Below are 22,842 nucleotides of genomic sequence, written 5' to 3' on the forward strand. Positions count from 1 at the left end.
TCCGACCGACGCACTGGACTGGACGTCACGACTCGATACCCACCGAGATCATATTACGTGTGTCATGTAATCGATTGGGTTCGGGGCTGGACAACGGCCTCACCGAATCACCGGAGGACGCTCGTGGTGCGTTACACCAAGGAGCACAAGCAGGTGACCCGGCAACGGATCATCGAGAAGGCGGGCCGGCGATTCAAGCAGGGCGGCATAGACGGCTCAGGCAGCTCCACGTTGATGTCGGACGCCGGACTCACCAACGGAGCCTTCTACGCCCACTTCACTCCCAAGGATGACCTCGTCGCCCATGTCGTGGCCGACCAACTGCGTGCACAGGTCGCCACATACGACACCCTGCAGCCGGGCCGCGCAGGCATCGAGGATCTCATTCACGAATATCTGCCACCCAAGCACCGGGACCATCCCAGGACGGGGTGCCCTTCCGCCGCCCTGCTCGACGAGATCGGCCGCCGTGGAGACGGGACCAAGGACGCCTACACCGACGGCGCACGGAACGTCCTGGACGAGATCGCCGCCCGCCTGGACCCCGAGGACCCGCGGTCCGCTCACAGCAAGGCCATCGGGCTCTACACCATGCTGGTGGGAACACTGCAACTGTCTCACGCCCTCTCCGACCCGAAGTTCTCCGACGAGATCCTTGAACGGGGACTCGAGAACGCCCTGACCTTCATGCGCCGAGAGTGGTCAAGTGACTGCCATTCCTGAGAAATGGGTGCGCTCGCTCCTCGCGTCCTGATCTCCGGTGGGTGAATCCGGGCGCGCCCCATCCACACCCGGATCCGTGAACGAACGCCGGACACACTGCTGGACGCCAGCCTGACCTTCGCGCTGCATCGCGAGGGCAGACAGGCCCGCACTCCGCGAGCCGAAAGCCGGGGCGTCGGAATCCTGAGCGATTGAGCCCTCGGCATCGCGTCGATGATTAGAGTGCGACCCTACTTCTATACGTTCGGAAGTCCACCACCCAAGCCGGTTGACACCGTCGCCGCGATCGCGCATCGGCGACCCGGGCAGCCTCTACCTTCACGTTGCGGCGCAGGAGCCACATCTCGGCCACCACAGGCCGGTCAGACTGGACCCTTGACCGCTGACCAGAAGTGACAGGGTGGATGAAAGGCCGCAATACCGCACGGACACGACGTCCTTACCATCCGTCTCACGACCGCGACTTCGTCGGTGGCACGCGAGGAGCCGACACTCCACACCAGGTCATGGATGCACGCGGAAGTGATCGACCGGCGGTCTGGAGCAGCCGCGACGCTGCAGACGCCGCAGCGGCTGAAGATCTGATGCGGCAGGCCGGTGCCCGCGAATGGACCAGGGGGACACGATGACGTCGGAGTGAGCCCACTGGGTGCCTCTGTGGCACCGAGGGTCGAACTCGCAACGCCCCTGCGGCCGTTCCTTCGCTCGAAGTAGTGTCAGGGAACATGGTGTCTCTGTTCGCGATGTTCGGACCGCCGGCGATCACCATCTTCCTCTTCGCCGTCGGGGCAATCCCGTACGCGTTGTGGGTGACCAGGAGGAACCCCTCTCGGCCTGCCCGCTGGGCGGTGATGGGCGGTGCGGCTGCGATCGCCGCCTACGGGGCCGGAACCGTCTACGGGCTCGCGTTCTCGAATCCGCTCGACGTGTGCGGGAACAAGACCGGCGGCAGCGGCGAGTACATGGATGCCGGGCGGGACTACACCCTGACATCGGTGAGCGTGGACAGCTTCCCTCCTTCCATCACCTGCCACTGGTCCAGCGGCCACAGCACTGAGGAGGTGTGGTTCTGGGCTTCACCTCTGCTGTACACAGGGCTGGCCTGCGCCGTCGTCTGCTCTGCTCTGCTTCTCATCGGCCGAACGCGGAGGCCCTGAGCGCTCCTCATCCATGCTTCCGTCTCTCGGGTACGTCACGGTCATGGGGCGGCCCGGGGCGGACGACGACAACGTGGCCGACGCCGGACAACAGCCGACACACAAAACCGATCGGTTTCTAATTCGTCCGCTTCGCGTTATCCTCACGGTATGACCACCCAAGTGAAGCCAAGCCCCAGAGAACGCCTGCTGGAGGCGGCGGCCACACTCACCTACCGCGAGGGTGTCGGCATCGGCATCGAGGCGCTGTGCAAGGCGGCGGGAGTGTCGAAGCGCTCCATGTACCAGCTGTTCGAGAGCAAGGACGAACTGCTGGCGACAAGTCTCAAGGAGCGCTCCGCCGCCTTCACAGCCACGCTCCTGCCCCCGGCGGACGACGGCCGCTCGCCCCGTGAGCGCATCCTGCACGTCTTCGAGCAGGTGGAACTCCAGGCGGGAGCACCCGAGTTCCATGGCTGCCGATACCTCGCGGTGCAGATCGAACTCAAGAACCAGAGCCATCCCGCGAGCCGGGTGGCCCACGGAATCAAGGCCAACCTGACGGCTTTCTTCCGTTCCGAGGCCGAACAGGGCGGCGCGCGCGACCCCGACCTGCTGGCCCGCCAGCTCAGCCTGGTCTTCGACGGCGCCAACGCCCGCGCGGGCATCCAGGCCGACACCCTGTCCGGACTCATCACCCCCACCGTCGGCGTCCTGCTCGACGCCGCAGACGTGCACTGAAGCATCCCCAGCGGCGCGGTTGCCCGAGCGGTCACTGATGGAGCCCACCGCCTGCTGAGCGGGCTGTGGCCCATCCCGGCAAGGGCTGCTTGCGGCCGCGATAGGCGTGGGCGAGGGCAGTGCGGGCCTGCTCGGCGCCGTCCTCAGTGATCCGGTAGAAGCGGCGGCGCGGTCGGCCCGCCTCCACATGTACGCCAGGGTCATCCCAGACGCTGTCCACCCAGCCGACTTGCTCCAGGCGGGCAAGGATCGGATAGACCGTGCCCGACGGCAGTCCCGCCAACTCGCACAGCTCAAGGCCGTAGCGCTTCCTGGCGGGGTCTTCCAGCAAGGCCCGCAGCACCAGTTGGGTCTGCAGGGTCATACGCACACTACCCATACTCGTACTCTGCACAGGCCGTAGACAGCCTGCATAGAGGGTGTGGTGCGGGTGCGACCACCGCAGCCGAAGGGCGATCCGTCAGCCGTTCGGGGTCGCCGCGGCGTCGAGGAGGGGGCCGAGTTCCCGGGCCACGGTCGTCAGAGGACGGGTGTCCTGTTCGGCCCGGGCCATGAGGATCGCCCCCTCCAGGGCGCTGATCATGAGGGTGGCGAGGGCGCCGGCCCGTTCCGCGGGCACACCCATGTCGCTCAAGGCCGCGGCCACCGGCCCCGTCCATGTCGCGAACGCCGCTGCCGCAGCCTGCCGGGTGGCTTCGCCGGGCCGCGCCCGATCCACCGTGGCGGCGGCGACGGGGCAGCCGCCCGCGAAGCCGGTGGACTCGTACTCGTCGGTCCACTGGCGCACCATCTCGGCGAACAGCCCGCTCGGAGTGGGTTCGGGCAGGGCGGCCAGGAACCGGGTGACCCGGTTGCCCGCGTAGCGGCCGGCCCACTCCACCGCCTCGTTGACCAGCTGCTCCTTGCCGCCGGGGAAGTAGTGCTGGAGCGAGCCGCGCGGCGCACCGGCATGGGCGGCCACCTCGCGCATGCCGGTGGCGGCGACCCCGTCGCGCCGGATGAGCTGGGCCGCGCTGAAGACCATCCGCTCCCGCGCTCCCCGTTCGGGCGGCGTCATCGTCGACCTCCAGGTCGGGTTGTCCTGGTTGCACTCTATGACCGCCGTCATAGACGCGACTACTATGACCGCTGTCATAATCAACGGCAGCGGCTCAGCCGGACGCGAGCCGGACAGGCGGTGCCTTGTGTACGTGGGCTTCATCGGCCTCGGTGTCATGGGGCAGCCCATGGCCCTCAACCTCGCCTGCGCCGGGACACCCCTCGTCGTGTGGAACCGCACTCCTGGCCGGTGCGAGGCCCTGCGCGCCGCCGGAGCCGAGGTCGCGGCAGGCCCCGCCGAGGTCTTCGACCGGGCCCGGACGGTGTTCCTCATGCTGGCCGACGAGGCGGCCGTGGACGCGGTACTCGGGCGGGGTACCCCGGACTTCGCCGCCCGGGTCGCCGACGTCACGGTCGTCCACATGGGCACGACCTCTGCCGAGTACTCGGCCGGTCTGAGGGATGCCGTAGAGGCGGCGGGCGGGCGATACGTCGAGGCCCCCGTCTCCGGTTCCCGTATCCCCGCCGAGCAGGGGGAGCTGGTGGGCATGACGGCGGGTGACGCCGACGCCGTCGAGGCCGTACGACCGCTGCTCGCCCCCATGTGCCGGGAGACGTTCGACTGCGGCGCGGTCCCGGGCGCTCTGCTGATGAAGTTCTCGGTGAACCTGTTCCTGATCACCCTGGTCACCGGGTTGACCGAGGCGTTCCATTTCGCCGACCGGCACGGACTGGATCAGCACCTGCTCCGGGACGTCCTGGACGCGGGCCCGATGGCCAGCGCCGTCTCACGCGTGAAGGGGACCAAGCTGCTGGCCCGCGACTTCACCGTGCAGGCCGCCGCCACCAACGTGCTGGAGAACAACCGTCTGATCGCGGAGGCCGCCCGCAAGGCCGGCCTGGCCTCCCCGCTCCTCGACGCCTGCCGCTCCCTGTATGCCGAGGCCGTGGAACAGGGCTACGGCGACGAGGACATGGTGGCCGTGCTGCACGCCCTGGAATCCCGGACCGACGCCCCTCTCACATCCGTGCGGCCGTCGGCGGACGAGGCATGAGCTGAGGAATCCCGCGCCCACGGCGGCACGCGCCCAATGGTGGTCTGGAGCGATCCTCGTCGACCACACGACGACTGCCCCGGCCTCTTCACGTCTCCATTGCGCAGGCCTCCCGGCCCGGGCGGGTCCTACGTGGTCATCCGCATGGGGTCGCCCGGACCCCGACGATCTCGGGAGCCATGCGTCTCACCTAGCCGTGTGTCCGTGGCGGAGTCATCGCCCAGCGGATGGTGCGGGTCAGGGCCTGGCCGGTGGGGCGTACGGCGAGGTTGTCCACGAGTGACAGGCGCGGCAGCCACAGCGTGCGGCGGGCCCAGAAGGGGAGGAGGGCCACGGCGTTGACGGCGAGGCCGCCGTAGAACGGGCGTACCGCGAGGGGCAGGGGAGGCCGGAGGAGGAGGAAACGGGCGGCGGCTCGGGCTTCCGGGGTGGCGCGCAGTTCGGGGCGGTAGGCGGCCAGGAGTTGGGCGAGTTCGCGGCGGTCGTGGGGTGGTGCGATGACGCCCAGCGCCTCGGCGACGCGCGCGGTGTCGGCGACATAGGCGTCGTAGCCGGCAGGGTCCAGCGGGTGGGATCCGTACCGTTCGTGGGCGCGCAGGAAGCAGTCCGTCTCGGCGGCGTAGACCCAGGCGAGCAGGTGCGGGTCGGCCGCGTGGTACGGCGTTCCGTCGGTGGTCGTCCCCCGGATGCGCTCGTGGATGCCGCGGACCTGGTCGACGGCCCGCTGGGCGTCCTGCGCGGTGCCGTAGGTCGTCACGGCCAGGAAGGTGCTGGTGCGCTGGAGGCGGCCCAACGGGTCGCCGCGGTAACCGGAGTGCCCGGCGACCGCCGCCATGGCGAGCGGGTGCAGGGACTGCAGGAGCAGTGCGCCGAGGCCGCCGATGAACATCGAGGCGTCGCCGTGGACCGTGCGGATCGGGCGGTCGGGGGCGAACCAGCGCGGGCCGGGTGTGTCGTGGATGCGGGCGCGGTTCGCTGGTCCGTCGGGGCCCGCGACCCGGCGGAACAGGGCCTGGCCCAACTGTTCACGGACTGCCGTCAGCATGATCGGCCTCCCCTGTTGTGCTGCTTTCCAGTGTCCGCCTGCCCGTGTCGTGGGTCACCGGCCGGTGGGCGCGTGCTGTGGATCACGGTCCGAAGCGGGCCACACGTAGGGCAGGTCCTCGGGTGCGTCGGGGAACAGAGCGGCGTACATCTCTGGTTCCTTGCGGACCAGTGCCGAGCGGTGGCTCTCGTGGAAGGCCTCGTCGCCGAGCCAGGGTGGCAGTTCGCCTGCGGCGGCCAGTGCCGGTTGGTCGCGCACCGGGGCGTGGGGCCGGTGCGCGGCCAGGCCGGCGACGAGCGAGGCGGCACAGCTGTCCTGATGTCCCTGTTCGCGCCAGACCCGGCAGATCTCCAGGCCGTACCGTACGAGCGCCTCCTCGTACCCCGTCCACATCCGTACCGCCGGGTGTCGGCGCCAGCCGTATCCGGGGACGGTCAGGCCGCGCAGCACCTGCAGGGCCTCGACGCGCTGTTTGCCCAGCCGTCGCCGGTCCAGCAGCAGGGCCGTCTCCCGGAAGTCGGGGTCGGGCAGGAACGTCTGCATGGTTCACCTGCTCACTTCTCGTGCGGTGCGCGGGCCGCGCGGTCGGCGAGGCCTCCCGCGCCGAGGGGGCCGGTGTACCGGACGGGCTGCTCGGCCTCCAGACGGGGCAGTGCGCGGCGTGACACGCGCAGCACCACGGGCGGCAGGGCCGCGCGCACCGGTTGGGCCAGCCGCAGCCAGGCCGGCGCGTACACGGTCGTACGGCGGCGTTCCAGGCCCCTCACCAGGCGTGCGGCAACCGTTTCCACGGGGTGTACCCGGCTGGCCGGGCCGGGCATGTGGGCGCGCAGTTCGCGAAGGACCGCGTACCGGTCGGCGTCGCGGATCATGTCGGTGTCGGTCCAGTTGGGGTAGCCGATGCCCACGGCGACTCCCCGGTGCGCCACCTCGGCCCGCAGGGCCTGCGCGAAGGCCTCGACCCCCGCCTTGGACGCGCAGTAGGCGCTCATCAGGGGGACTGCGCCGAGCGAGGCCAGCGAGGCGATCTGGAGGAAGTAGCCCGCCGAGTCGATGAGGTCCGGCAGGAACGCCCGGGCCGTGTGGGCGCTGCCGGTGAGGTTGACGTCGATGACGCGACTCCAGGCGGCCGGGTCCGAGGCGAGGAACGGGCCCCCTTCCGCGATGCCCGCGTTCGCCACGACGGCCGAGGGCCGGCCGAGACCGGCTCGTACGGCGGCGGCCGCCTCCGCGAGCGCGACGGGGTCGGTGATGTCGACCTCGACGGCCAGAGCCGGACCCGGCAGGGACGCGGCCACCGCGTCCAGGGCGGCCTTCTCATGGCCCAGCAGCGCGACCCGGGCGCCGCGGCGGGCGATCTCCCGGGCCATGGCCGCACCGAGACCGCGGGCGGCCCCGGTGACGGCGACCGTCCGGCCGGCGAGCGGGCTGCTGGGCACGGGGGCACTTCCTCTCCGTCGGAACGCGCGTCCTGTAGGGCGCTTCCGTGCGGACGGGGTGTTCGGATGCGCCTCAGGTCCTGGACGTCGGCGGGCGCGGGGTGTGGGCGGGGTGGCCGGGGGTGCGGCGCTCTTCCTTCATCTCCGCCTCGTACAGGTGGTCGCGGCCCTGTGCCAGGGCCTCCACCGCGCTCGTCTCCAGGTGCTGGAAGGGCCGGTAGTAGGTGGCGTTGTAGGCCTCGACGATCTGGAACGTCCAGTGCCCCGGGATGACGTTCCGGCCCAGGATCTCCTCGCGGACCTTCTCGGCCCATTCGGGGTGACCTGCCTCGCGCAGCAGCCGGACGGCACGGTCCAGCTCCAGGTCGGCGCTTCCGGTCAGCTGGTGGAACGCGTACAGACTGCCCCGGGCCCGCTCGGTCGTCTCCAGGGCCTTGGACAGCGCGCCGAGGGCCTCGACGGTCTTGTCGTCGACCCCGGGTGGTCGCCGGTGGTCGCGGTCGGGGCCGTCCGGGCTTTCGGGACTGTCGTGGGCTTCCTGGAAGTGGTTCACGGGTTCTCCTTGACGGTCAGCGGCTGCTTCCGGTGCGGTCGCGGCGGGTCAGCAGCCGTTGGGCGCGGGCCAGTCCGGGTGGCCGGTGGCGGTGCAGTACGGCCCGGGCGGCGTTGGCGCCCGGTGCGCCGTGGACGCCGCCGCCCGGGTGGGCCCCGGAGGAGGCCAGGAAGAGGCCGGGGACGGCGGTCTCGGGGCGCCCGGTGCCGGGGGCCGGGCGGAAGACGAGCTGTTGGTGGATGGCGGTCGTACCTCCGTTGATGGCGCCGCCGTGCAGATTGGCGTCCAGGGACTGGAGGGTCGGGGGCGCCAGGATGCGGCGGGCGCGGACCAGGGAGCGGAAGCCGGGCGCGAAGCGTTCCACCTGGCGTTCGACCCGGTCGGCCATGAGTTCCTGGTCCTTGGTGTCCCAGCTGCCGGTGATGCCCTCGTCGCCGGCGTCTGCGCCGATCTCATGGGGTACGTGGGTGTAGGCCCAGGCGGATTCGGTGCCCTTCGGGGACCGGGTGGCGTCCGCGGTGGTCATCTGGCCGAACAGCAGGAAGGGCCGGTCCGGGACCTCCCGCATGGCGATCTGCGCGGCGAAGCGGGTGAGCTCGTCCACTCCGTCGGCGAGGTGCACGGTCCCGGCGCGGGACGCCTGCTCGGCCCGCCAGGGCACCGGGCCGTCCAGCGCCCAGTCCACCTTGAAGGTCGCGAAGTCCCACTGGAAGCGGCGCAGGTCCTCCTGGAGCTGGGCGGGCAGATGCTCGGGGTCGAGGAGTTCGCCGTACAGGGCGGGTACCGACACGTCCGCCAGCACGGCCCGGCGTGCCACCACCGCGTCACCGGCGGCCGTCCGCACGCCGACGGCACGTCCGCCGCGGACGACGATCCGCTCGACGCGCTGCCCGCAGCGGATCCGCCCGCCCTTGGCCTCCAGCCGTCGGGTCAGGGCCTCGGTCAGGGCGCCGGAGCCGCCGACGGGAACGGGGAAGCCGTACGTCTGCCCCAGCATCGCCATCAGCCAGCCGAAGCCGCCGCTGCCCGCCGATTCGGGGGCCAGGTCGGCGTGCAGGGCGTTGCCTGCCAGCAGCAGTCGGCCGCCCTGGCCGCGGAACTCCTCCTCGCCCATGCGGCGTACCGGCAGGACCAGGGTGCGTGCCATGCGCAGTCCACCCGCGACCCGCAGCCGCCTCGCCAGCCGGGCCGTCGCGCGGACCGGCGGGAAAGGGGTGAACAGGGCGTCGACGATGTCGGGGCGCAGGGAGTCCCACACGTCGTGCAGTCGCCGCCAGGCGTCGCCGTCGCCCGGTGCGAAGGCGTCGAGGGACGCGGCGGTGGTGTCGATGTCTCGGTCCAGGAGGGCGCAGCTGCCGTCGGTGAGCGGGTGCGCGAGCACGCTCGGTGCGTGGCTCCACCGCAGCCCGTACTGGTCCAGGCGCAGCCCGGCCAGGATGGGGGAGGCTGCGGCCAGCGGGTAGAAGGCGCTGAAGAGGTCGCTGACGTAGGCGGGATCGACCCCCCGGTCGTGACGGACGGCGCCGCCCGGCTCCGGTTGCTCCTCCAGTACCTCGACGCTCCACCCGGCGTCCGCGAGCAGGTTGGCGGCGACGAGGCCGTTGGGGCCCGCTCCGATCACCACGGCATCAGGCATGCCCGGCTCCCGTCACGCCCTGCGCCGACATCTGTCGCGGAGCCTCGCGGGCCTCGCGCGCCTCGTTCTCGCACAACCGGGCGAGACGGGCCAGCATGGTGCGGTGGCGCAGCTGGATCAGCGCGTCGAAGCCGACGTTGTGCAGTCGGCCGCCCGCTCCCTGGAGGGGGTGCTCGTCCACGATCACCAGGCAGTGCTCGCCCCACGGCCGCAGCTCGATCGCGATGCGTGCGGTGCCCAGCGGCCCGGCGTGGGCCTCCAGCTCCAGGTCCACGCCCTCCTCGCAGCGGCGTACGACCGTCTCGTTGACCAGCTTCAACGGGCCGACCGGGACCTGGAAGCGGATCGCCGCGTCCTTGTGCGGCCACTGCCCGCGGACCGGCTCGGACCGGGAGGTTCCCACCACCCACTCCGCGTAGCGGTGCCCGTCGGCGAGGACGTCCCACACAGCGCTCGGGCTGACTTTGATCAGACGATGGCGAACGGCCACGGATACCTCCAAAGGACTGCCTGGACCGGGTTGCCCGTCGGCCGTGCCCCGAGTGCCCGGGACCGACGGGTCCAACCGGCACCCCGGGACCATGTCACCCTCGGGGAAGCCGGGCCAGGCCCCTCAGCAGACGGTTGCGGCCGCGGTCGGGCACGGTCCACAGAGGGTGGCCGCGTACTCCCCAGGACTGCAACAGCGCGTTGGCGGCGAGGAATCCGCTGGTGGCGGCCCGTTCCATCAGGGCGACGGGCAGGCCGGTGCGGACCAGGTCGCCGGCGAGCAGCAGACCGGGGTGCGGGGTGCGTACGCCGGGGCGGTCGTCGTGGCCGCCGGGTGGGAACAGGGGGCAGTCCCGGCGCCACTCGTGCCGGGCGTCGATGATGCGCGCCGCGCGGGTCTCCGGGTAGACGCGCCGGAGCTGTTCGATCAGGCGGCCGGCCTCCGCGTCGGGGGCGGCGTCCTCGGGCAGGGCGTATCCGTGCAGCTCGATCACGGAGCCGCCGGTGCGCGCGGCCCAGCGGGCGGCTTCGCCCTCCCAGCGTTCGAGGACGCTGACGTTGTCCAGCGAGCCGTATCCGGCCGTGCCGAGGAAGCCGGGCCGGTCGCGGGCCACGGGCCGGTCGAGCCACAGGCGGGAGACCAGGAAGGGCGGGGCCGTGCGGAGGCGTCCGACGCGGGCGCGCCAGGCGGTGTCGCCCAGGTCGGGCGAGCGGGCGACCAGAGTGCCAAGGCCGGGGGTGTCGAGGGCGAGTACGACGGTGTCGTACCGCTTCTCCTCGCCGTTCGCCACGACGGTGAAGCCGCCGTCCGGGGTGGGCGAGACGGTGTCGACGGTGGTGGCCGTGCGGATCGTGACGCCGTGTCGCTGCAGGTGGGAGGCGAGGGGGTCCCACAGGGCCGTCGGGAAGGGGTCGCCGGGGACGTCGAAGAGCAGTCCCTCGGCGGAACCGAGGAAGTAGATGTGGAACATCAGGATCATCTCGGCGGCCGACAGCTGCCGGGGGTCGGCGAAGAAGCTGCGGGAGAACACCTCGAACGCCAGATGGCGTGCGGCCTGCGGGAAGCGCAGCGTGTCCAGGAAGTCGTGGGCGCTGACGTCGTCGAACCGCGTGTAGATCTCCGGGACCCGCACGTCGAGCAGGGGCAGTGCGGCGGCGGGGTTCATCCGGGCCAGGTCGCGCGAGCGGAAGGAGGGGCTGAGGGCCACGAAACCCAGTGCGCTCAGTGGCGGGGTGCGGGGGACGCGGCGGAAGCTGTCGTGGAGTCCGTCGGCGTGCCGCAGGGGGTAGTCGGGCAGGGCGGTGAGGCGCTCCAGGCGGTGGTCGGTGCGGCGCAGCAGGCTGCGGAGGTTGTAGTACTGGCGGAAGAAGGCGTGGAAGCCGCGGCTCATGGTCGCGGTGGAGCCGTCGTTGAGGGTGATCGGCCAGCCGCCCACGCGGCCGCCCAGATAGGGCTCGCGTTCGTGGAGCGTGACGTCGACGCCTCGTTCGGCCAGGGCGGTGGCGGCGGCGAGGCCCGCGATGCCGGCGCCCACGACCGCCGTGCTGCGCGAGCGCCCGCCGAGCCGTACCGCTCCCGGCGGCGGGGGCAGGAAGACGGCGCGGCGGTCGCGGTGCGGGCCGACGGCGCCGGTCATCGTCCGGCCCCTGCGGTGGGGTCCGTGCGGCGGCCGACGACGGTGTGGGTGATGCCGGTCTGCCAGCCGGGCAGCGGCAGGGCCCGCACCTGGTCGAACCCGGCTGTGCGGACGCGGTCGGCGAACTGTCCGACCGTGTCGAAGTCGACGACGCTGCGCCACAGATGGCGGTACAGGCCGCCGTCGCCGAGCAGGGTGGCGACGGGCAGCACCAGGCCGCGGCACACCGCTGTCCACACCGCGCGGTGGCCGGGGTGCCCGCTGAGGGTGTACTCGTGCACGGCGAGCCGCCCGTGCGGGGCGAGCAGGCCGTGGGCGGTGGCGAGGACGGCGTCGGGGTCGGCCACGTTGCGGAAGAGGTAGGCGGCGAAGACCGCGTCGAAGGGCCCCTCCACACCCGCCTCGTCGAGTGCTTCGGCCGGGGCGTGCACGAACCTGACGCCGGCCGGCCAGGGTTTGGCCCGGGCGTGCTCCAGCATGCCGGCGGAGGCGTCGACGGCCGTGATGTCGGCGCCGGGCAGGACAGCGCACAGGGCCGCGGTGGACGCGCCCGTGCCGCAGCCGAGATCCAGTACGCGCAGTCCGGTGCCGGGGTGCGGCAGCCGGAGTCGGCGGGCGGAGCGGCGCAGGTGGGCGTGGTAGCCGGGGTTGGCGGCCACCAGTGCGTCGTAGCTGTGCGCGGCATGGTCGAAAGCGGTCGCCAGGTCCGCGTCACGCAGCACGGTCATCGCTCACTCCTGGTGCGGGTCGTCGGGAGGTTCGGGGGCAGAACGCGTCGCGGGAGCACGGCGGTTCAGGGGCCGGGAAAGGGGCGTCGGGGCAGCCAGGGGACTTCCGTGGCGGCGCGGAGCATGGGCCGCACCGGGGTGCGCAGGCCGATGCCGAGGTCTTCGTGCAGCCGGGTCTCGCCGTCCAGGAAGCGCAGCAGCCGGGCCATGGGGACCCGGGTGAACAGGCGGGAGAAGAAGTCGGCGCCGTCCACGAGGCCGCTGTCGAGGGCGTGCAGCAGTACGGCGTCCATGGCGCGGGAGCGGGCCGGGTGCGGCTGTGGCGGCACCGGTCTGCGTCCCTGGCTCAGGGCGGCCGCGACGGCCGCGGTCTGCCGCTGTACGCCCGTGAAGGTGTAGCCGGTGGCGGGCCGGGTGGCGCCTCCCGCCGCGCCGATGCGGAAGACGCAGGGCCCTGTCTGCCGGGCGAAGGGCGCGTCGGTCATGGGGATGACCCCGGTCTCGGTGCCGGTGATCTCGAAGCCGTCCAGGCCGAGCACGGTGCCGGTGTAGTGGTGCAGGGCGGCGTCGTAGCGGTCGCCGGTCAGGGTCGTCGGGGAGAACTCCGTGTACTCCACCAGGGCCTCGTGCGGGCCGGTGGGCAGCACGTAGCCGAACGAGAGACCGGTGGGGGGCTGGGGGGTGCGGAAGTCCATGAGTTCGGCACGGGCCGGGTCGAAGACGGGACGGTCCGTGCGGACGAACCAGCCGCGGAAGTGCTGCAGCAGGGTCGTCCGGGCCGCGGGCAGGCTGCCGAGCGGACGGGAGTCGAACACCCAGCGGGCCTGTACGGAGAGCGCGTCGCCACCGGCTGTGCGGGCGTGGATGCGGGCGCCCTCCGGGAGGCCGTCCACGCAGTCGACCGTCGCTTCCAGGCGCCGTGTCCGGGTGTGGTGGGCGAGGTCGTCGGTGATCAGGCGGGTGAAGTCGTCCGAGCGGATCATCTTGTACCGCAGGGGGGAGATGTCCTGCTCGATCGGCGGCCCGGTGGGCCGGTGCACGCGCAGTCGGCGCCAGGAGGCGGAGACGGCTGCATCGAAGCGTCCTGTTCCCGCCGCTTCCCAGAAGCACCAGGTGCGAGGGGGCGGTCGAAGGGGCCCGGGCGGGGCTTCCAGCAGGACGACGGACAGGCGGCGGGCGCCGGGGGCGGGGCAGGTCAGACGGTGGGCCAGGGACAGCCCCGCGGCTCCCGCTCCGATGATGGCCACGTCCGCCTCCAGCACGACCGATGCCACCCCTTCCGTGCCGCTGTCGCGTTCTGTCCGGACCATTCCGTCACCGGTACCCGTCCGGGTGCGGATCATCACGCGCGTGCGGCGACGAGCAGGCGAGGGAGCCGCACTCGGCCGGACCGAGGTGGATCGGCACGCATCGTTTCCCGGACCGCGGTGGATCGGCACGCATCGTTTCCGCGTCCTGCTCCCGCCGCTGTGCCGTGTTCCTACGCCGCGCACTCCACGGCATCGTGCTCCCCCAGTCGGCGGGCGAGGCGGTGCAGTCCGCGACGGGCATGGCTCTTGACGGTGCCGAGGGGCCAGCCGGTGAGTTCGGCGATCTGGGTCTGGGTCAGGTCGTCGTAGAAGGCGAGGTTCAGCACGCGGCGTTGCGCCGCCGGAAGCCGGGAGAGTTCGTCGGCCAGCACGACACGGTCGAGGACCGTCTCCGGCCTCGCGTCCTGCGTGGGGGCCACCAGGAGCAGTCCGGCGCCCGCGGCGGCGACAAGTTCGTTGCGCCGGGTGCGGGCCGACAGCGCGTCCGCGATCTTGCGGCGGGCGATGCCGACGAGCCAGGCGGGCAGGTTGCCACGCTCGGGAGTGAATCCGGCCCGGCCCCGCCACGCGGCCAGGAACACCAGTTGGGTGATGTCCTCCGCCTCCCGCTCGTCGCCCAGGGAGCGCCGGGCAAGGGCGTGCACGAGAGCACCCCACCGGTGATGGACGGCTGCGAGGTACCTCTCGTCACCGGCCAGGAACCCCTCGACGAGGTCGGCGTCACCGCTATCGCAATTGTCCGCATTGTTGGCTTTATGAGTGTTGTCGATGTCCGCACTGGTTTGCTGGGCGGTCGTCATGGCTACTCCTCCGACGGACCGGATGGCCGCGGAGAGCGACCGTCGCCCCACCACCGTGCGGAATCGATGCAGGACGAACAACTCGCATCGTCTTTGCATCGAAAAGTACGGCGCGAGGAGACGCGATCCCGCTTTCCCTCTCGCGCCGCATCCGTCCGCACCACCCGGACCGAACCGTTGGACGACAGAACCAGCTGTGATCGCGAGGATCTCGATGAGGGAACCGGCATGAACCCCACCACGGCAAAGGACCACCGCGTGGACCTGCGGCCCCGCGGACACCTGCCCTCCGAGCAGGGCTCCCCCGCCCCGGCGCCGCGGTCCGTCGCCCACCCCGCCGGCCCGGCCCCCCGTACCGTCGACGCGGACGTGACCAAGGCCGTGCGCGGCGTCCTCGCCGACCTGCTCGCACGGCGGACGGACGCGGCCGAGGCCGTCGATCCGCTCTTCGCCCACGACCTGGCGGCACGCGTCGCGCACTTCACGCAGAACGGCGGCAAGTTCAACCGCTCCCGCTTCCTGTGGTGGGCCCTGCGTGCCTGCGGTGGCACCGAGCCCGCGCAGGCACAGGCCGCCCTCCGGATCGGGGCGGCCCTGGAACTCATCCAGACCTGCGCCCTGGTCCACGACGACGTGATGGACGGCGCACGGCTGCGCCGGGGCCGCCCGGCCCTGCACGTCGATGTCGCCGCCCAGTACGCCGAGGAGACCTCCCGCGCCCGCGGCGCCCGGCTGGGGCAGGCGGCCGCGATCCTCGCCGGTGACCTGGCCCTGGTGTGGGCGGACGACGTGGTCGCGGGCACCTCGATGACGCCGGAGAGCGCGTCCCGCGTGCGGGACCTGTGGCGCAGTATGCGGATGGAGATGGTGGCAGGGCAGTACCTGGACGTGCACGGCGAGGCCACCTCGGTGCGTTCCCTCGTCCGCGCGGTCCGGGCCGCCTGCCTCAAGAGCGCCCTGTACTCCGTGGAGCGCCCGATCGCCCTGGGAGCCGCACTGGCCGGCGCCGACCACGCCACGACCCGGGCCCTGTGCTCGGCCGGCCGCTGCATCGGGTTCGCCTTCCAGCTGCGCGACGACCTCCTCGACGCCTTCGGGAAGCCCGGCGACACCGGCAAGCCCTCGGGCGGCGACATCCGCAGCGGCAAGCCCACCTACCTGGCCGCCGTCGCTCAGGCACGGGCCGAGAGCGCGGGCGACCGGCACGCCCTCGCCGTCCTCCACGACATCCTCGGCCGGGACGACGCGTCCGAAGCCGAACTCGGGGCCGTGCGGCAGGTGTTCACGGACACCGGAGCGCGGGACACCGTGGAGTCGAAAATCAGCAGGCTGGTGGCCCAGGGGCTGCGGCACCTCGACACGGCCGTACTCGAACCCCACGGTCGCAACCAGCTGCACGCGATGCTGCGCTCCGCGGCGGGCGAGGACGGCGGCGGACCGGGCGAGGCGGTCACGTCGTCCCTGCGGCCGGCCGCCGCGGACGAGGGGGCGCGCCGATGACCCGCACCGTTCCCGGGCGCACCGACCACGTCGTGGTCGTCGGCGCCGGGCTTTCCGGACTGGCCGCCGCCCTGCACCTCCTGGGCGCCGGACGAAGGGTCACCGTGGTCGAGCGCGACCCGGCGCCGGGCGGGCGCGCCGGGCTGCTGGAGCGCGGCGGCTACCGCATCGACACGGGTCCCACCGTGCTGACCATGCCGCACCTCGCCGACGAGGCCTTCGCCGCCGTGGGCGACAGCCTGCACCGGCGTGTCGACCTCGTGCCGCTGCACCCCGCCTACCGGGCGCAGTTCGCCGACGGCAGCAGCCTCGACATCCACACCGGCGCCGACGCGATGGAGGCGGAGGTCGAACGCTTCGCCGGGGCGCGGGAGGCGGCCGGGTACCGGCGGCTGCGCACCTGGCTCGAACGCCTCTACCGGGTCCAGATGCGCCGCTTCATCGACGTCAACTTCGACTCCCCCCTCGGTCTGCTGACTCCCGACCTCGCCCGTCTGGCGGCGCTCGGCGGATTCGGCCGGCTGGACGCGCGCATCGGGCGTTTCCTGCACGACGAACGCCTGCAGCGGGTCTTCTCCTTCCAGTCCCTGTACGCGGGCGTCGCCCCGGCCCGCGCGCTGGCCGCCTACGCCGTCATCGCCTACATGGACACCGTGGCCGGTGTGTACTTCCCGCGCGGCGGCATGCACGCCCTGCCCCGGGCCATGGCCGACGCAGCCGCCGAGGCAGGAGCCGACCTGCGCTTCGGGGAGACGGTCACCCGTCTGGAACGCTCCGGTGACCGGGTCACGGCCGTCGTCACGGCACAGGACCGCATCGCCTGCGACGCCGTGGTACTCACCCCCGACCTGCCGGTCGTCTACGGCCTGCTCGGCCACGCCCCCAAGCGCCCCACCGGACTGCGCTTCTCCCCCTCCGCCGTGATCCTGCACGCGGGGACCGACCGCACCTGGCCGCAACTCGCCCACCACACCATCTCCTTCGGCGCGGCGTGGAAACGGACCTTCACCGAACTCACCGACACCGGCCGCCTGATGAGCGACCCCTCCCTGCTCATCACCCGCCCCACCGCCACCGACCCGACCCTCGCCCCGCCCGGACGGCACCTGCACTACATCCTGGCCCCCTGCCCCAACACCGACGTCGGCCCCGGCGCGGCCGACTGGGACGAGCTGACCACCGGATACCGCGACAGCCTGCTCACGGAACTGGACCGGCGCGGCCTCGACGGCATCGCCTCCGCCATCGAGGAGGAGTGCCTGGTCACGCCTGCCGACTGGCAGGCGAGCGGACACGCGGCGGGCTCCCCCTTCTCCGCCGCCCACACCTTCGCGCAGACCGGCCCGTTCCGGCCCCGCAACCTGGTCCGCGGGACCGTCAACGCCGTCCTCGCCGGCTGCGGCACCACCCCGGGCGTCGGCGTGCCGACCGTCCTGCTGTCGGGCAAGCTGGCCGCGGCCCGGATCACCGGCGGTGACCGGAACCCGCGCCCCACCGCACGGCCCCTCACAGGGCCGTCCCGGGAGAGGAGGGCGGCATGAGCGAGCGTGAACTGGACGCGGCCGGCATCTCCGGTCCCGAACTGCGGCAGGCTTACGCACACTGCAAGCGGCTCAACGCCCGGCACGGCAAGACGTACTTCCTCGCCACCCGCCTCCTGCCGGTGGAACGAAGGCCCGCCGTGCACGCCCTCTACGGGTTCGCCCGCTGGGCCGACGACATCGTCGACGCCCTTGACGACACCACGGCCACCGAGGCCCGCTCAGCCCGACTGGCCCTGCTCCAGCGGGACTTGACGACGGGACTCGGCAACGGGGACAGCTCGGAGCCCGTCGTCGTCGCCCTCGCCGACACGGCCCGCCGCTACGCCATCGAACACCGGCACTTCGCCGACTTCATGACCGCGATGCGTGCCGACCTCGACATCACCGACTACGCCACCTACGCCGACCTGCGGTCCTACACCTACGGCTCGGCGGAGGTGATCGGCCTCCAGATGCTGCCCGTGCTGGGCACGGTCGTCCCCCGCGAGGAGGCGGCCCCGTACGCGGCGGCACTGGGCGTGGCCTTCCAGCTGACGAACTTCCTGCGGGACGTCGGCGAGGACCTCGACCGCGACCGCGTCTACCTGCCCGCCGACCTGCTGGCCGCGCACGGCGTGGACCGGCAGCTGCTGCGCTGGGGCCGCGACACCGGACGGCCCGACCGCCGCATCACCGCCGCACTCCGGGAGTTCGAGGCGCTGACGCGCGCGCTCTACCGCGAGGCGGCCCCGGGGATCGCCATGCTCGACCCGGTCGCGCGCCCGTGCATCCGGACCGCGTTCGTCCTCTACGGCGCGATCCTGGACGCCGTCGCCCAGGACGGCTACCGCTCGCTGCGCCGTCGTGCCGTCGTGTCCCGGCACCGCCGTGCCGCCGTGGCCCTCGACGGACTCGCCCGGGTGACCGCGGCCAGGCTGCGGGCCCGCACCGCCGGGCGGCTGACGGCGCCCGTCCCCACCGCACCGGTGGAAAGTCCGCCCCCGACCGAGGTCGGGCCCGTTCACGAGGGAGCCGCATGAAACCGCGTCGACCGGCAGGCCCGGGCCGGTATCCCCTGTCGCTGCGACGGCACCCGGTGCGCTGGGAGCGCCAGCAGGCGACCTGGCGGCAGGCCCGGCCCGTTGTGATCGCCGAGGCACTGAAGCGGGCTCAGACCCGCCCGTCCGGCAACTGGTACGTCGTCGGCGCGAGCCGTGACGTGCGCGGCGACCGGCCGTTGTCCGGCACGGTGTGCGGACACGAGATCGTCGTCTGGCGTGCCGCCGACGGACGGCTCGTGGCCGGCCCCGGCGTGTGCCCGCATCTGGGCGCGCCGCTCGCGGACAGCCCGGTGCGCTGCGGAACGCTCGTGTGCCACTGGCACGGACTGGCCCTGAACGGCACGCCGTTCGCCGGCTGGGAGCCGCTGCCCGTGTACGACGACGGGGTGCTGGTGTGGGTGCGTCTGGACCCGGCGGGCGGCGAACCACCGCTGGAGGTGCCCGTCGTCCCGGACCGCCCGCAGCTGTCGCGTTCCGTGGCCGCCGTCTACCGGGCCGTGGGGGTCTGCGAGCCCGAGGACGTGGTGGCCAACCGGCTGGATCCGTGGCACGGGGCCTGGTTCCATCCGTACTCCTTCGTGGACCTGACGGTCGTCTCGACGCCGGACGTCGACGGGCCCGGTGCGGACGGTTCCGGCGCCGAGGGGCCGGGGGAGGACCGTTTCACCGTCGATGTCTCATTCAAGGTCGCCGGCCGGCTCGTGGTGCCGGTCCGGGCGGTCTTCACGGCCCCGGGGCCCCGGACGGTCGTCATGCGCATCACGGAGGGCGAGGGCCGGGGATCGGTCGTCGAGACGCATGCCACCCCCCTCGGGCCGGACGCGCAGGGCAGGCCCCGCACCGCGGTGACCGAGGCCGTCGTGGCCTGTTCCGACCGTCCCGGCTTCGCCGCGGCCCGCACGGCGGCCCCCGTCCTGCGCAGGGTCATGGCGGCGACAGCGGGGCGGCTGTGGCGTGACGACCTGGCGTACGCGGAACGGCGGTGGGTGCTGCGCTCCACCGGGCGCTTCCCGGGCTGAGGGGATGAGGGGATGAGGGGATGAGGGACAGCGGGTCCAGAGCCCGGCATCCTCCGTGCATCCGTCGGCCGTCCCTGTGCGGAACAAGAAGCCGGAAGCCCGACGAAGGAGGCCGGCAGGCGATCGCCGGATACCCGACAAGGAGGCGCCCGTGGCCGCAGTCGAACGTGACCGGCCCCCGAACGGCTCGGCGTCCTCGGTCGGCGGCGTGCGCGTAGAAGCGCACGAACGACGGTCACCCTGGCCATGGACGTGAGCGACCCGGACGGGGGCGTGATCCCGGAGGCCGGTGTGACCACCGGCTTCCTCGCCAAACGGCTGGGCGTGTCGCCCACCACCCTGCGTTCCTGGGACCGCCGGTACGGCCTCGGCCCGGCGGTCAGGGAGGACGGAAGGCACCGCAGGTGGTCGCCGGGCGACATCGCCATGGTCTTCGAGATGTGCCGGCTGACAGCTGCCGGCATCGCACCGGCCGAGGCCGCGCGCGCCGCGAAGAGACAGGCCGCGGCGCACCACGCCGCACCCACTCCCGACGCCCCTGCACCCGGTGTCCCTCCGGTGGCACGGACCGCAGCGCCCGGGACGGCCCGTGCCTCGCACTCCCCCAGCGGCCTGCCGCTGGGAAACGTGCGGCACGAGTGCCGGGGACTGGCCCGCGCCGCCGTCCGGCTGGACGCCGCGGCCGTCCAGGAACAGCTCACCCTCGCGATCCGCACCCATGGGCTCGTCACCGCATGGGAGGAGATCCTCGCGCCGAGCCTGCAGGCCGTCGGGCGCAAATGGGAGTCGGCCGGGGAGCGCTACCTGGAGGTGGAACACCTGCTGTCGTGGCACATCTCGGCCACGCTGCGCCATGTCTACGTGTGTGCCGCACCGATGCGACGCGAGTCCGGGTCCGCTCCCGTACTACTGGCCTGTCTGCCGGGCGAGCAGCACACGCTCCCGATCGAGGCGTTGAGCGCGGCACTGGCGGAGCGCGGCGTGCCGACACTCGTGCTCGGGGGCTCCGTCCCCGCGGAGGCGCTCTTCGCGGCCACGCAACGCGTCGGTCCGGGAGCGGTGGTCCTCTGGTCGCAGTCCCGGTCCACCGCGAGCCTGCCACTGGCGCGGCACATCGCGGCGACCCGGTGGGGTGTGCGCGGCGCGCGCACGCACAGCCGTGTGCTCCTCGCGGGGCCCGGCTGGGGACGTTCCCCGCAGGGTCCTGGTCTGCTCCGGCCCCATGGGCTGAGCGACGCACTCCGGCTGCTGGAGTGGAAGAGCCCGGACGGATTCGTGGACGCCGTATAGACGCTCGGCGGGGTCGCTCTGCGTCCAGGTCCGCCCCTCCGGCCGATCCGGACTGCGCAGAAGAACCACGGAACCGATTTGTGTGTCAGTGCCGGGCGAACAGTCACTCGGGCGCGGAGCACAAACACCCCGGACAGACCCATGACGGCAGCGCAGGTACGCCGCCGGACGGTCTCGCCCAACGGTGTGCGGCAGCGACGCGATGACGAGGAGGGCGGACCATGAGCGAGTTCGAACAGGACCGGACCGGGAGGCTCAGGCAGACCGGTGAGACCGCCAAGGCGGAGGCCACGGCCACGGCCGGACAGGCCGGGCAGGCCGCGGGCCAGGTCGCGGACACGGTTGCGGAACAGGGCAGGGCCGTGGTCGGAGAGGCGCGGCAGCAAGCCGGAAAGGCCTTCGACGAACTCCTCGGCCGCGCAGTGAACGAGGCCGAGGAGCAGGCCCGTCGCGCGGCGGGGCTGGTGCGCCGGTGGTCGGACGACATCGGCGGCCTCGCGCACGACGCGACAGGCGACTCGCCGGCCCGCAGCCTTGCCGCCCAGGTGTCCGACCGGGGGCATCGGGCCGCCGACTATCTGGAGAAGCAGGGCGTCGACGGAGTGCTCCACGACCTCAGGCACTTCGCCCGCAGGCGGCCCGGCGCGTTCCTGGGCGGTGCGCTGGTGGCCGGTGTGGTGGCGGGGCGACTGGCCAGGGTCGCCGGCAAGGCCGGACAGTCCACGCGGCCCAACGAGCGGGGCTTCGAAGGTGCCTCGTCGCTCGACCAGCAGAGCGAAGCGGTCAGGCCGCTGCCGCCCGGTCCGGTGCCGGAGGCCCCGACCGTGCCGCCCGTCCCGTCGGCGGTCCCACAGCCGACGGAGCCCTCGGGAACCCCGCAGGCCCCGCCGCCGCCCATGGATCCGCCGCCCGCCGGTCCGGCGACCCGGCCGTACCCGGAGGTGTGAGGTGTCCTCGGTCCCCCAGAACCCGGCGGGGAACGGCCAGAACAAGTCGGTGGGCGAGTTGCTGTCGACGGTGACTGCCGACGTCCAGACCCTGTTCCGCCAGGAGATCGAACTCGCCAAGGCGGAGGTCCGGCAGGAGACGACGAAAGCGGGCAAGGCCGCCGGGATGTACGGCGGCGCGGGGTTCGCCGGCTACCTGACGCTGCTCTTCCTGTCATTGGCCGTCGTTCTCGGCCTGGCCAACGTGATGGACGCCGGCTGGTCCTCCCTGATCGTCGCCGCGGTGTGGGCCGTCGTCGCGGCCGTCCTCTACCAGCGGGGCCGTACGCAGATGCGCACTGTCTCGCCGAAGCCCGAGCAGACCGTCGAATCGATGAAGGAGAATGCGGAATGGGCACGTCACCCGACCACATAAGGGCTGAGATCGACGCCACCCGGGGCCGGCTGTCGGCGGACGTGGACCAGCTCGCCGACCGCACCAGCCCGCGTCGCGTGGTGAACCGTCGCGCGCGTCGGGCCAAGGGCGCCGTCGCGGGACTGCGCGACCGGGTCATGGGATCCGCCTCGCAGAGCGCTCACGGAGCCACCGACACCGCCCGGTCGACGGCCGGCTCGCTGCGCGAAGGCACCGGACAGGCCACCGAAACGGTGCGTGAGACGGCGGAGCAGGCGGGCGAAGCCGTACGGCGGGCCCCCGACCAGGCCATGCGCCGGACCCAGGGAAGCCCGCTGGCCGCGGGGCTGATCGCGTTCGGCGTCGGAGCCCTCGCCTCCTCGCTGCTGCCCACCTCGCGGGCCGAGGAGGAGACGGCATCGGAACTGCTGGCGCACAACGGTGAGGCGCTCGAACCGGTGAAGCAGGCTGCCAAGGAGTCCGCGCAGCACCTCAAGGAAGGTGCCGGGGACGTGGCGCGCACGGCGGCGGAAGAGGTCAAGAGCACGGCCGTCGACGCCGCACACACCACACAGGAGGAGGTGCGTGGCAGGGGCGCGGACGTGACCGAGCAGGCACGCACGTCGGGCCAGCAGATCACGGACGAGGCCCGGCAGCGCACCTGAGCGTGTCGGTCGTACAGCCGGTGACGTCGGGCGGGGTGGGGGGGGGGGGGGGGGGGGGGGGGGGGAGCCGGAGGGGGGGGGGGGGGGGTGGGGGGGGGGGGGGGGCCAGGAGA

24 protein-coding genes are annotated in these 22,842 nt (G+C 72.7%); 12 read left to right on the plus strand and 12 right to left on the minus strand.

Annotation, left to right across the window (positions count from 1 at the left end; genetic code table 11):
- Positions 1–123 precede the first annotated feature (123 nt).
- The 3 genes from ACZ48Z_RS13505 to ACZ48Z_RS13515 all read left to right on the plus strand — a co-directional run bounded on the left by ACZ48Z_RS13505 (position 124) and on the right by ACZ48Z_RS13515 (position 2,600).
- On the plus strand, positions 124–723 hold the full coding sequence (locus ACZ48Z_RS13505) for a TetR/AcrR family transcriptional regulator (RefSeq protein WP_468735969.1): 600 nt from the start codon (positions 124–126) through the stop codon (positions 721–723).
- A 725-nt stretch (positions 724–1,448) separates the two neighbouring features.
- Complete coding sequence (locus tag ACZ48Z_RS13510) at positions 1,449–1,880, plus strand: hypothetical protein (RefSeq protein ID WP_468735970.1); 432 nt, start codon at positions 1,449–1,451, stop codon at positions 1,878–1,880.
- A 150-nt stretch (positions 1,881–2,030) separates the two neighbouring features.
- The gene (locus ACZ48Z_RS13515) at positions 2,031–2,600 is read left to right on the plus strand and encodes a TetR/AcrR family transcriptional regulator (RefSeq protein WP_468735971.1); all 570 of its coding nucleotides are present in this window, start codon (positions 2,031–2,033) and stop codon (positions 2,598–2,600) included.
- A 31-nt stretch (positions 2,601–2,631) separates the two neighbouring features.
- Here the strand turns inward: ACZ48Z_RS13515 and ACZ48Z_RS13520 are convergent, their stop codons facing one another.
- Entirely contained in the window at positions 2,632–2,964 is a 333-nt protein-coding gene (locus ACZ48Z_RS13520; protein WP_468735972.1) for a PadR family transcriptional regulator, read from the minus strand.
- A gap of 96 nt (positions 2,965–3,060) precedes the next feature.
- Positions 3,061–3,657: a TetR/AcrR family transcriptional regulator gene (locus ACZ48Z_RS13525; RefSeq protein ID WP_468736006.1), complete on the minus strand. Its 597-nt coding sequence runs from the start codon at positions 3,655–3,657 to the stop codon at positions 3,061–3,063.
- A 127-nt stretch (positions 3,658–3,784) separates the two neighbouring features.
- On the opposite strand from ACZ48Z_RS13525, the gene ACZ48Z_RS13530 reads away from it, so the two are divergent.
- Positions 3,785–4,693 (plus strand): NAD(P)-dependent oxidoreductase, encoded by a 909-nt coding sequence (locus ACZ48Z_RS13530; RefSeq protein WP_468736007.1) that lies wholly within the window; start codon positions 3,785–3,787, stop codon positions 4,691–4,693.
- A 190-nt stretch (positions 4,694–4,883) separates the two neighbouring features.
- Here the strand turns inward: ACZ48Z_RS13530 and ACZ48Z_RS13535 are convergent, their stop codons facing one another.
- The 10 genes from ACZ48Z_RS13535 to ACZ48Z_RS13580 all read right to left on the minus strand — a co-directional run bounded on the left by ACZ48Z_RS13535 (position 4,884) and on the right by ACZ48Z_RS13580 (position 14,330).
- Positions 4,884–5,738 (minus strand): oxygenase MpaB family protein, encoded by an 855-nt coding sequence (locus ACZ48Z_RS13535; RefSeq protein WP_468735973.1) that lies wholly within the window; start codon positions 5,736–5,738, stop codon positions 4,884–4,886.
- A gap of 54 nt (positions 5,739–5,792) precedes the next feature.
- Complete coding sequence (locus ACZ48Z_RS13540) at positions 5,793–6,281, minus strand: MSMEG_6728 family protein (protein ID WP_468735974.1); 489 nt, start codon at positions 6,279–6,281, stop codon at positions 5,793–5,795.
- 11 nt (positions 6,282–6,292) lie between these two features.
- Positions 6,293–7,177 carry an SDR family oxidoreductase gene (locus ACZ48Z_RS13545; protein ID WP_468735975.1) on the minus strand — a complete coding sequence of 295 codons (885 nt, stop codon included), beginning with the start codon at positions 7,175–7,177 and terminating at the stop codon, positions 6,293–6,295.
- A gap of 73 nt (positions 7,178–7,250) precedes the next feature.
- A complete protein-coding gene (locus tag ACZ48Z_RS13550; RefSeq protein WP_468735976.1) occupies positions 7,251–7,730 on the minus strand; it encodes a hypothetical protein in 480 nt (159 codons plus the stop codon).
- A 16-nt stretch (positions 7,731–7,746) separates the two neighbouring features.
- Positions 7,747–9,366, minus strand: a complete 1,620-nt coding sequence (locus ACZ48Z_RS13555) for a phytoene desaturase family protein (protein WP_468735977.1) — start codon at positions 9,364–9,366, stop codon at positions 7,747–7,749.
- Complete coding sequence (locus ACZ48Z_RS13560; RefSeq protein WP_468735978.1) at positions 9,359–9,856, minus strand: SRPBCC family protein; 498 nt, start codon at positions 9,854–9,856, stop codon at positions 9,359–9,361. The genes ACZ48Z_RS13555 and ACZ48Z_RS13560 overlap by 8 nt, the downstream gene beginning before the upstream one ends.
- Positions 9,857–9,950: 94 nt before the next feature.
- On the minus strand, positions 9,951–11,492 hold the full coding sequence (locus tag ACZ48Z_RS13565) for an FAD-dependent oxidoreductase (protein WP_468735979.1): 1,542 nt from the start codon (positions 11,490–11,492) through the stop codon (positions 9,951–9,953).
- Positions 11,489–12,220, minus strand: coding sequence for a class I SAM-dependent methyltransferase (locus ACZ48Z_RS13570; RefSeq protein WP_468735980.1), 732 nt, complete (start codon positions 12,218–12,220; stop codon positions 11,489–11,491). Before ACZ48Z_RS13570 ends, ACZ48Z_RS13565 begins: the two co-directional genes overlap by 4 nt.
- A gap of 65 nt (positions 12,221–12,285) precedes the next feature.
- Positions 12,286–13,530: a lycopene cyclase family protein gene (locus tag ACZ48Z_RS13575; RefSeq protein WP_468735981.1), complete on the minus strand. Its 1,245-nt coding sequence runs from the start codon at positions 13,528–13,530 to the stop codon at positions 12,286–12,288.
- Between the two features lie 170 nt (positions 13,531–13,700).
- Positions 13,701–14,330 (minus strand): RNA polymerase sigma factor, encoded by a 630-nt coding sequence (locus tag ACZ48Z_RS13580; RefSeq protein ID WP_468735982.1) that lies wholly within the window; start codon positions 14,328–14,330, stop codon positions 13,701–13,703.
- Between the two features lie 228 nt (positions 14,331–14,558).
- Here ACZ48Z_RS13580 and ACZ48Z_RS13585 point away from each other — a divergent pair, with 228 nt between their 5' ends.
- The 8 genes from ACZ48Z_RS13585 to ACZ48Z_RS13620 all read left to right on the plus strand — a co-directional run bounded on the left by ACZ48Z_RS13585 (position 14,559) and on the right by ACZ48Z_RS13620 (position 22,729).
- Positions 14,559–15,830 carry a polyprenyl synthetase family protein gene (locus ACZ48Z_RS13585; protein ID WP_468735983.1) on the plus strand — a complete coding sequence of 424 codons (1,272 nt, stop codon included), beginning with the start codon at positions 14,559–14,561 and terminating at the stop codon, positions 15,828–15,830.
- Positions 15,827–17,371, plus strand: a complete 1,545-nt coding sequence (crtI, locus tag ACZ48Z_RS13590) for a phytoene desaturase family protein (protein ID WP_468735984.1) — start codon at positions 15,827–15,829, stop codon at positions 17,369–17,371. The genes ACZ48Z_RS13585 and crtI overlap by 4 nt, the downstream gene beginning before the upstream one ends.
- Complete coding sequence (locus tag ACZ48Z_RS13595; RefSeq protein ID WP_468735985.1) at positions 17,368–18,393, plus strand: phytoene/squalene synthase family protein; 1,026 nt, start codon at positions 17,368–17,370, stop codon at positions 18,391–18,393. Before crtI ends, ACZ48Z_RS13595 begins: the two co-directional genes overlap by 4 nt.
- Positions 18,390–19,433 (plus strand): DUF5914 domain-containing protein, encoded by a 1,044-nt coding sequence (locus ACZ48Z_RS13600; protein WP_468735986.1) that lies wholly within the window; start codon positions 18,390–18,392, stop codon positions 19,431–19,433. Before ACZ48Z_RS13595 ends, ACZ48Z_RS13600 begins: the two co-directional genes overlap by 4 nt.
- Positions 19,434–19,679: 246 nt before the next feature.
- Positions 19,680–20,723, plus strand: coding sequence for a MerR family DNA-binding transcriptional regulator (locus ACZ48Z_RS13605; protein ID WP_468735987.1), 1,044 nt, complete (start codon positions 19,680–19,682; stop codon positions 20,721–20,723).
- A gap of 221 nt (positions 20,724–20,944) precedes the next feature.
- Positions 20,945–21,670, plus strand: coding sequence for a hypothetical protein (locus tag ACZ48Z_RS13610; RefSeq protein WP_468735988.1), 726 nt, complete (start codon positions 20,945–20,947; stop codon positions 21,668–21,670).
- 1 nt (position 21,671) lies between these two features.
- Entirely contained in the window at positions 21,672–22,085 is a 414-nt protein-coding gene (locus ACZ48Z_RS13615) for a phage holin family protein (RefSeq protein ID WP_468735989.1), read from the plus strand.
- Positions 22,061–22,729, plus strand: coding sequence for a DUF3618 domain-containing protein (locus tag ACZ48Z_RS13620; RefSeq protein WP_468735990.1), 669 nt, complete (start codon positions 22,061–22,063; stop codon positions 22,727–22,729). The genes ACZ48Z_RS13615 and ACZ48Z_RS13620 overlap by 25 nt, the downstream gene beginning before the upstream one ends.
- Positions 22,730–22,842 lie beyond the last annotated feature (113 nt).

This window comes from Streptomyces sp. NPDC031225, assembly GCF_055570355.1.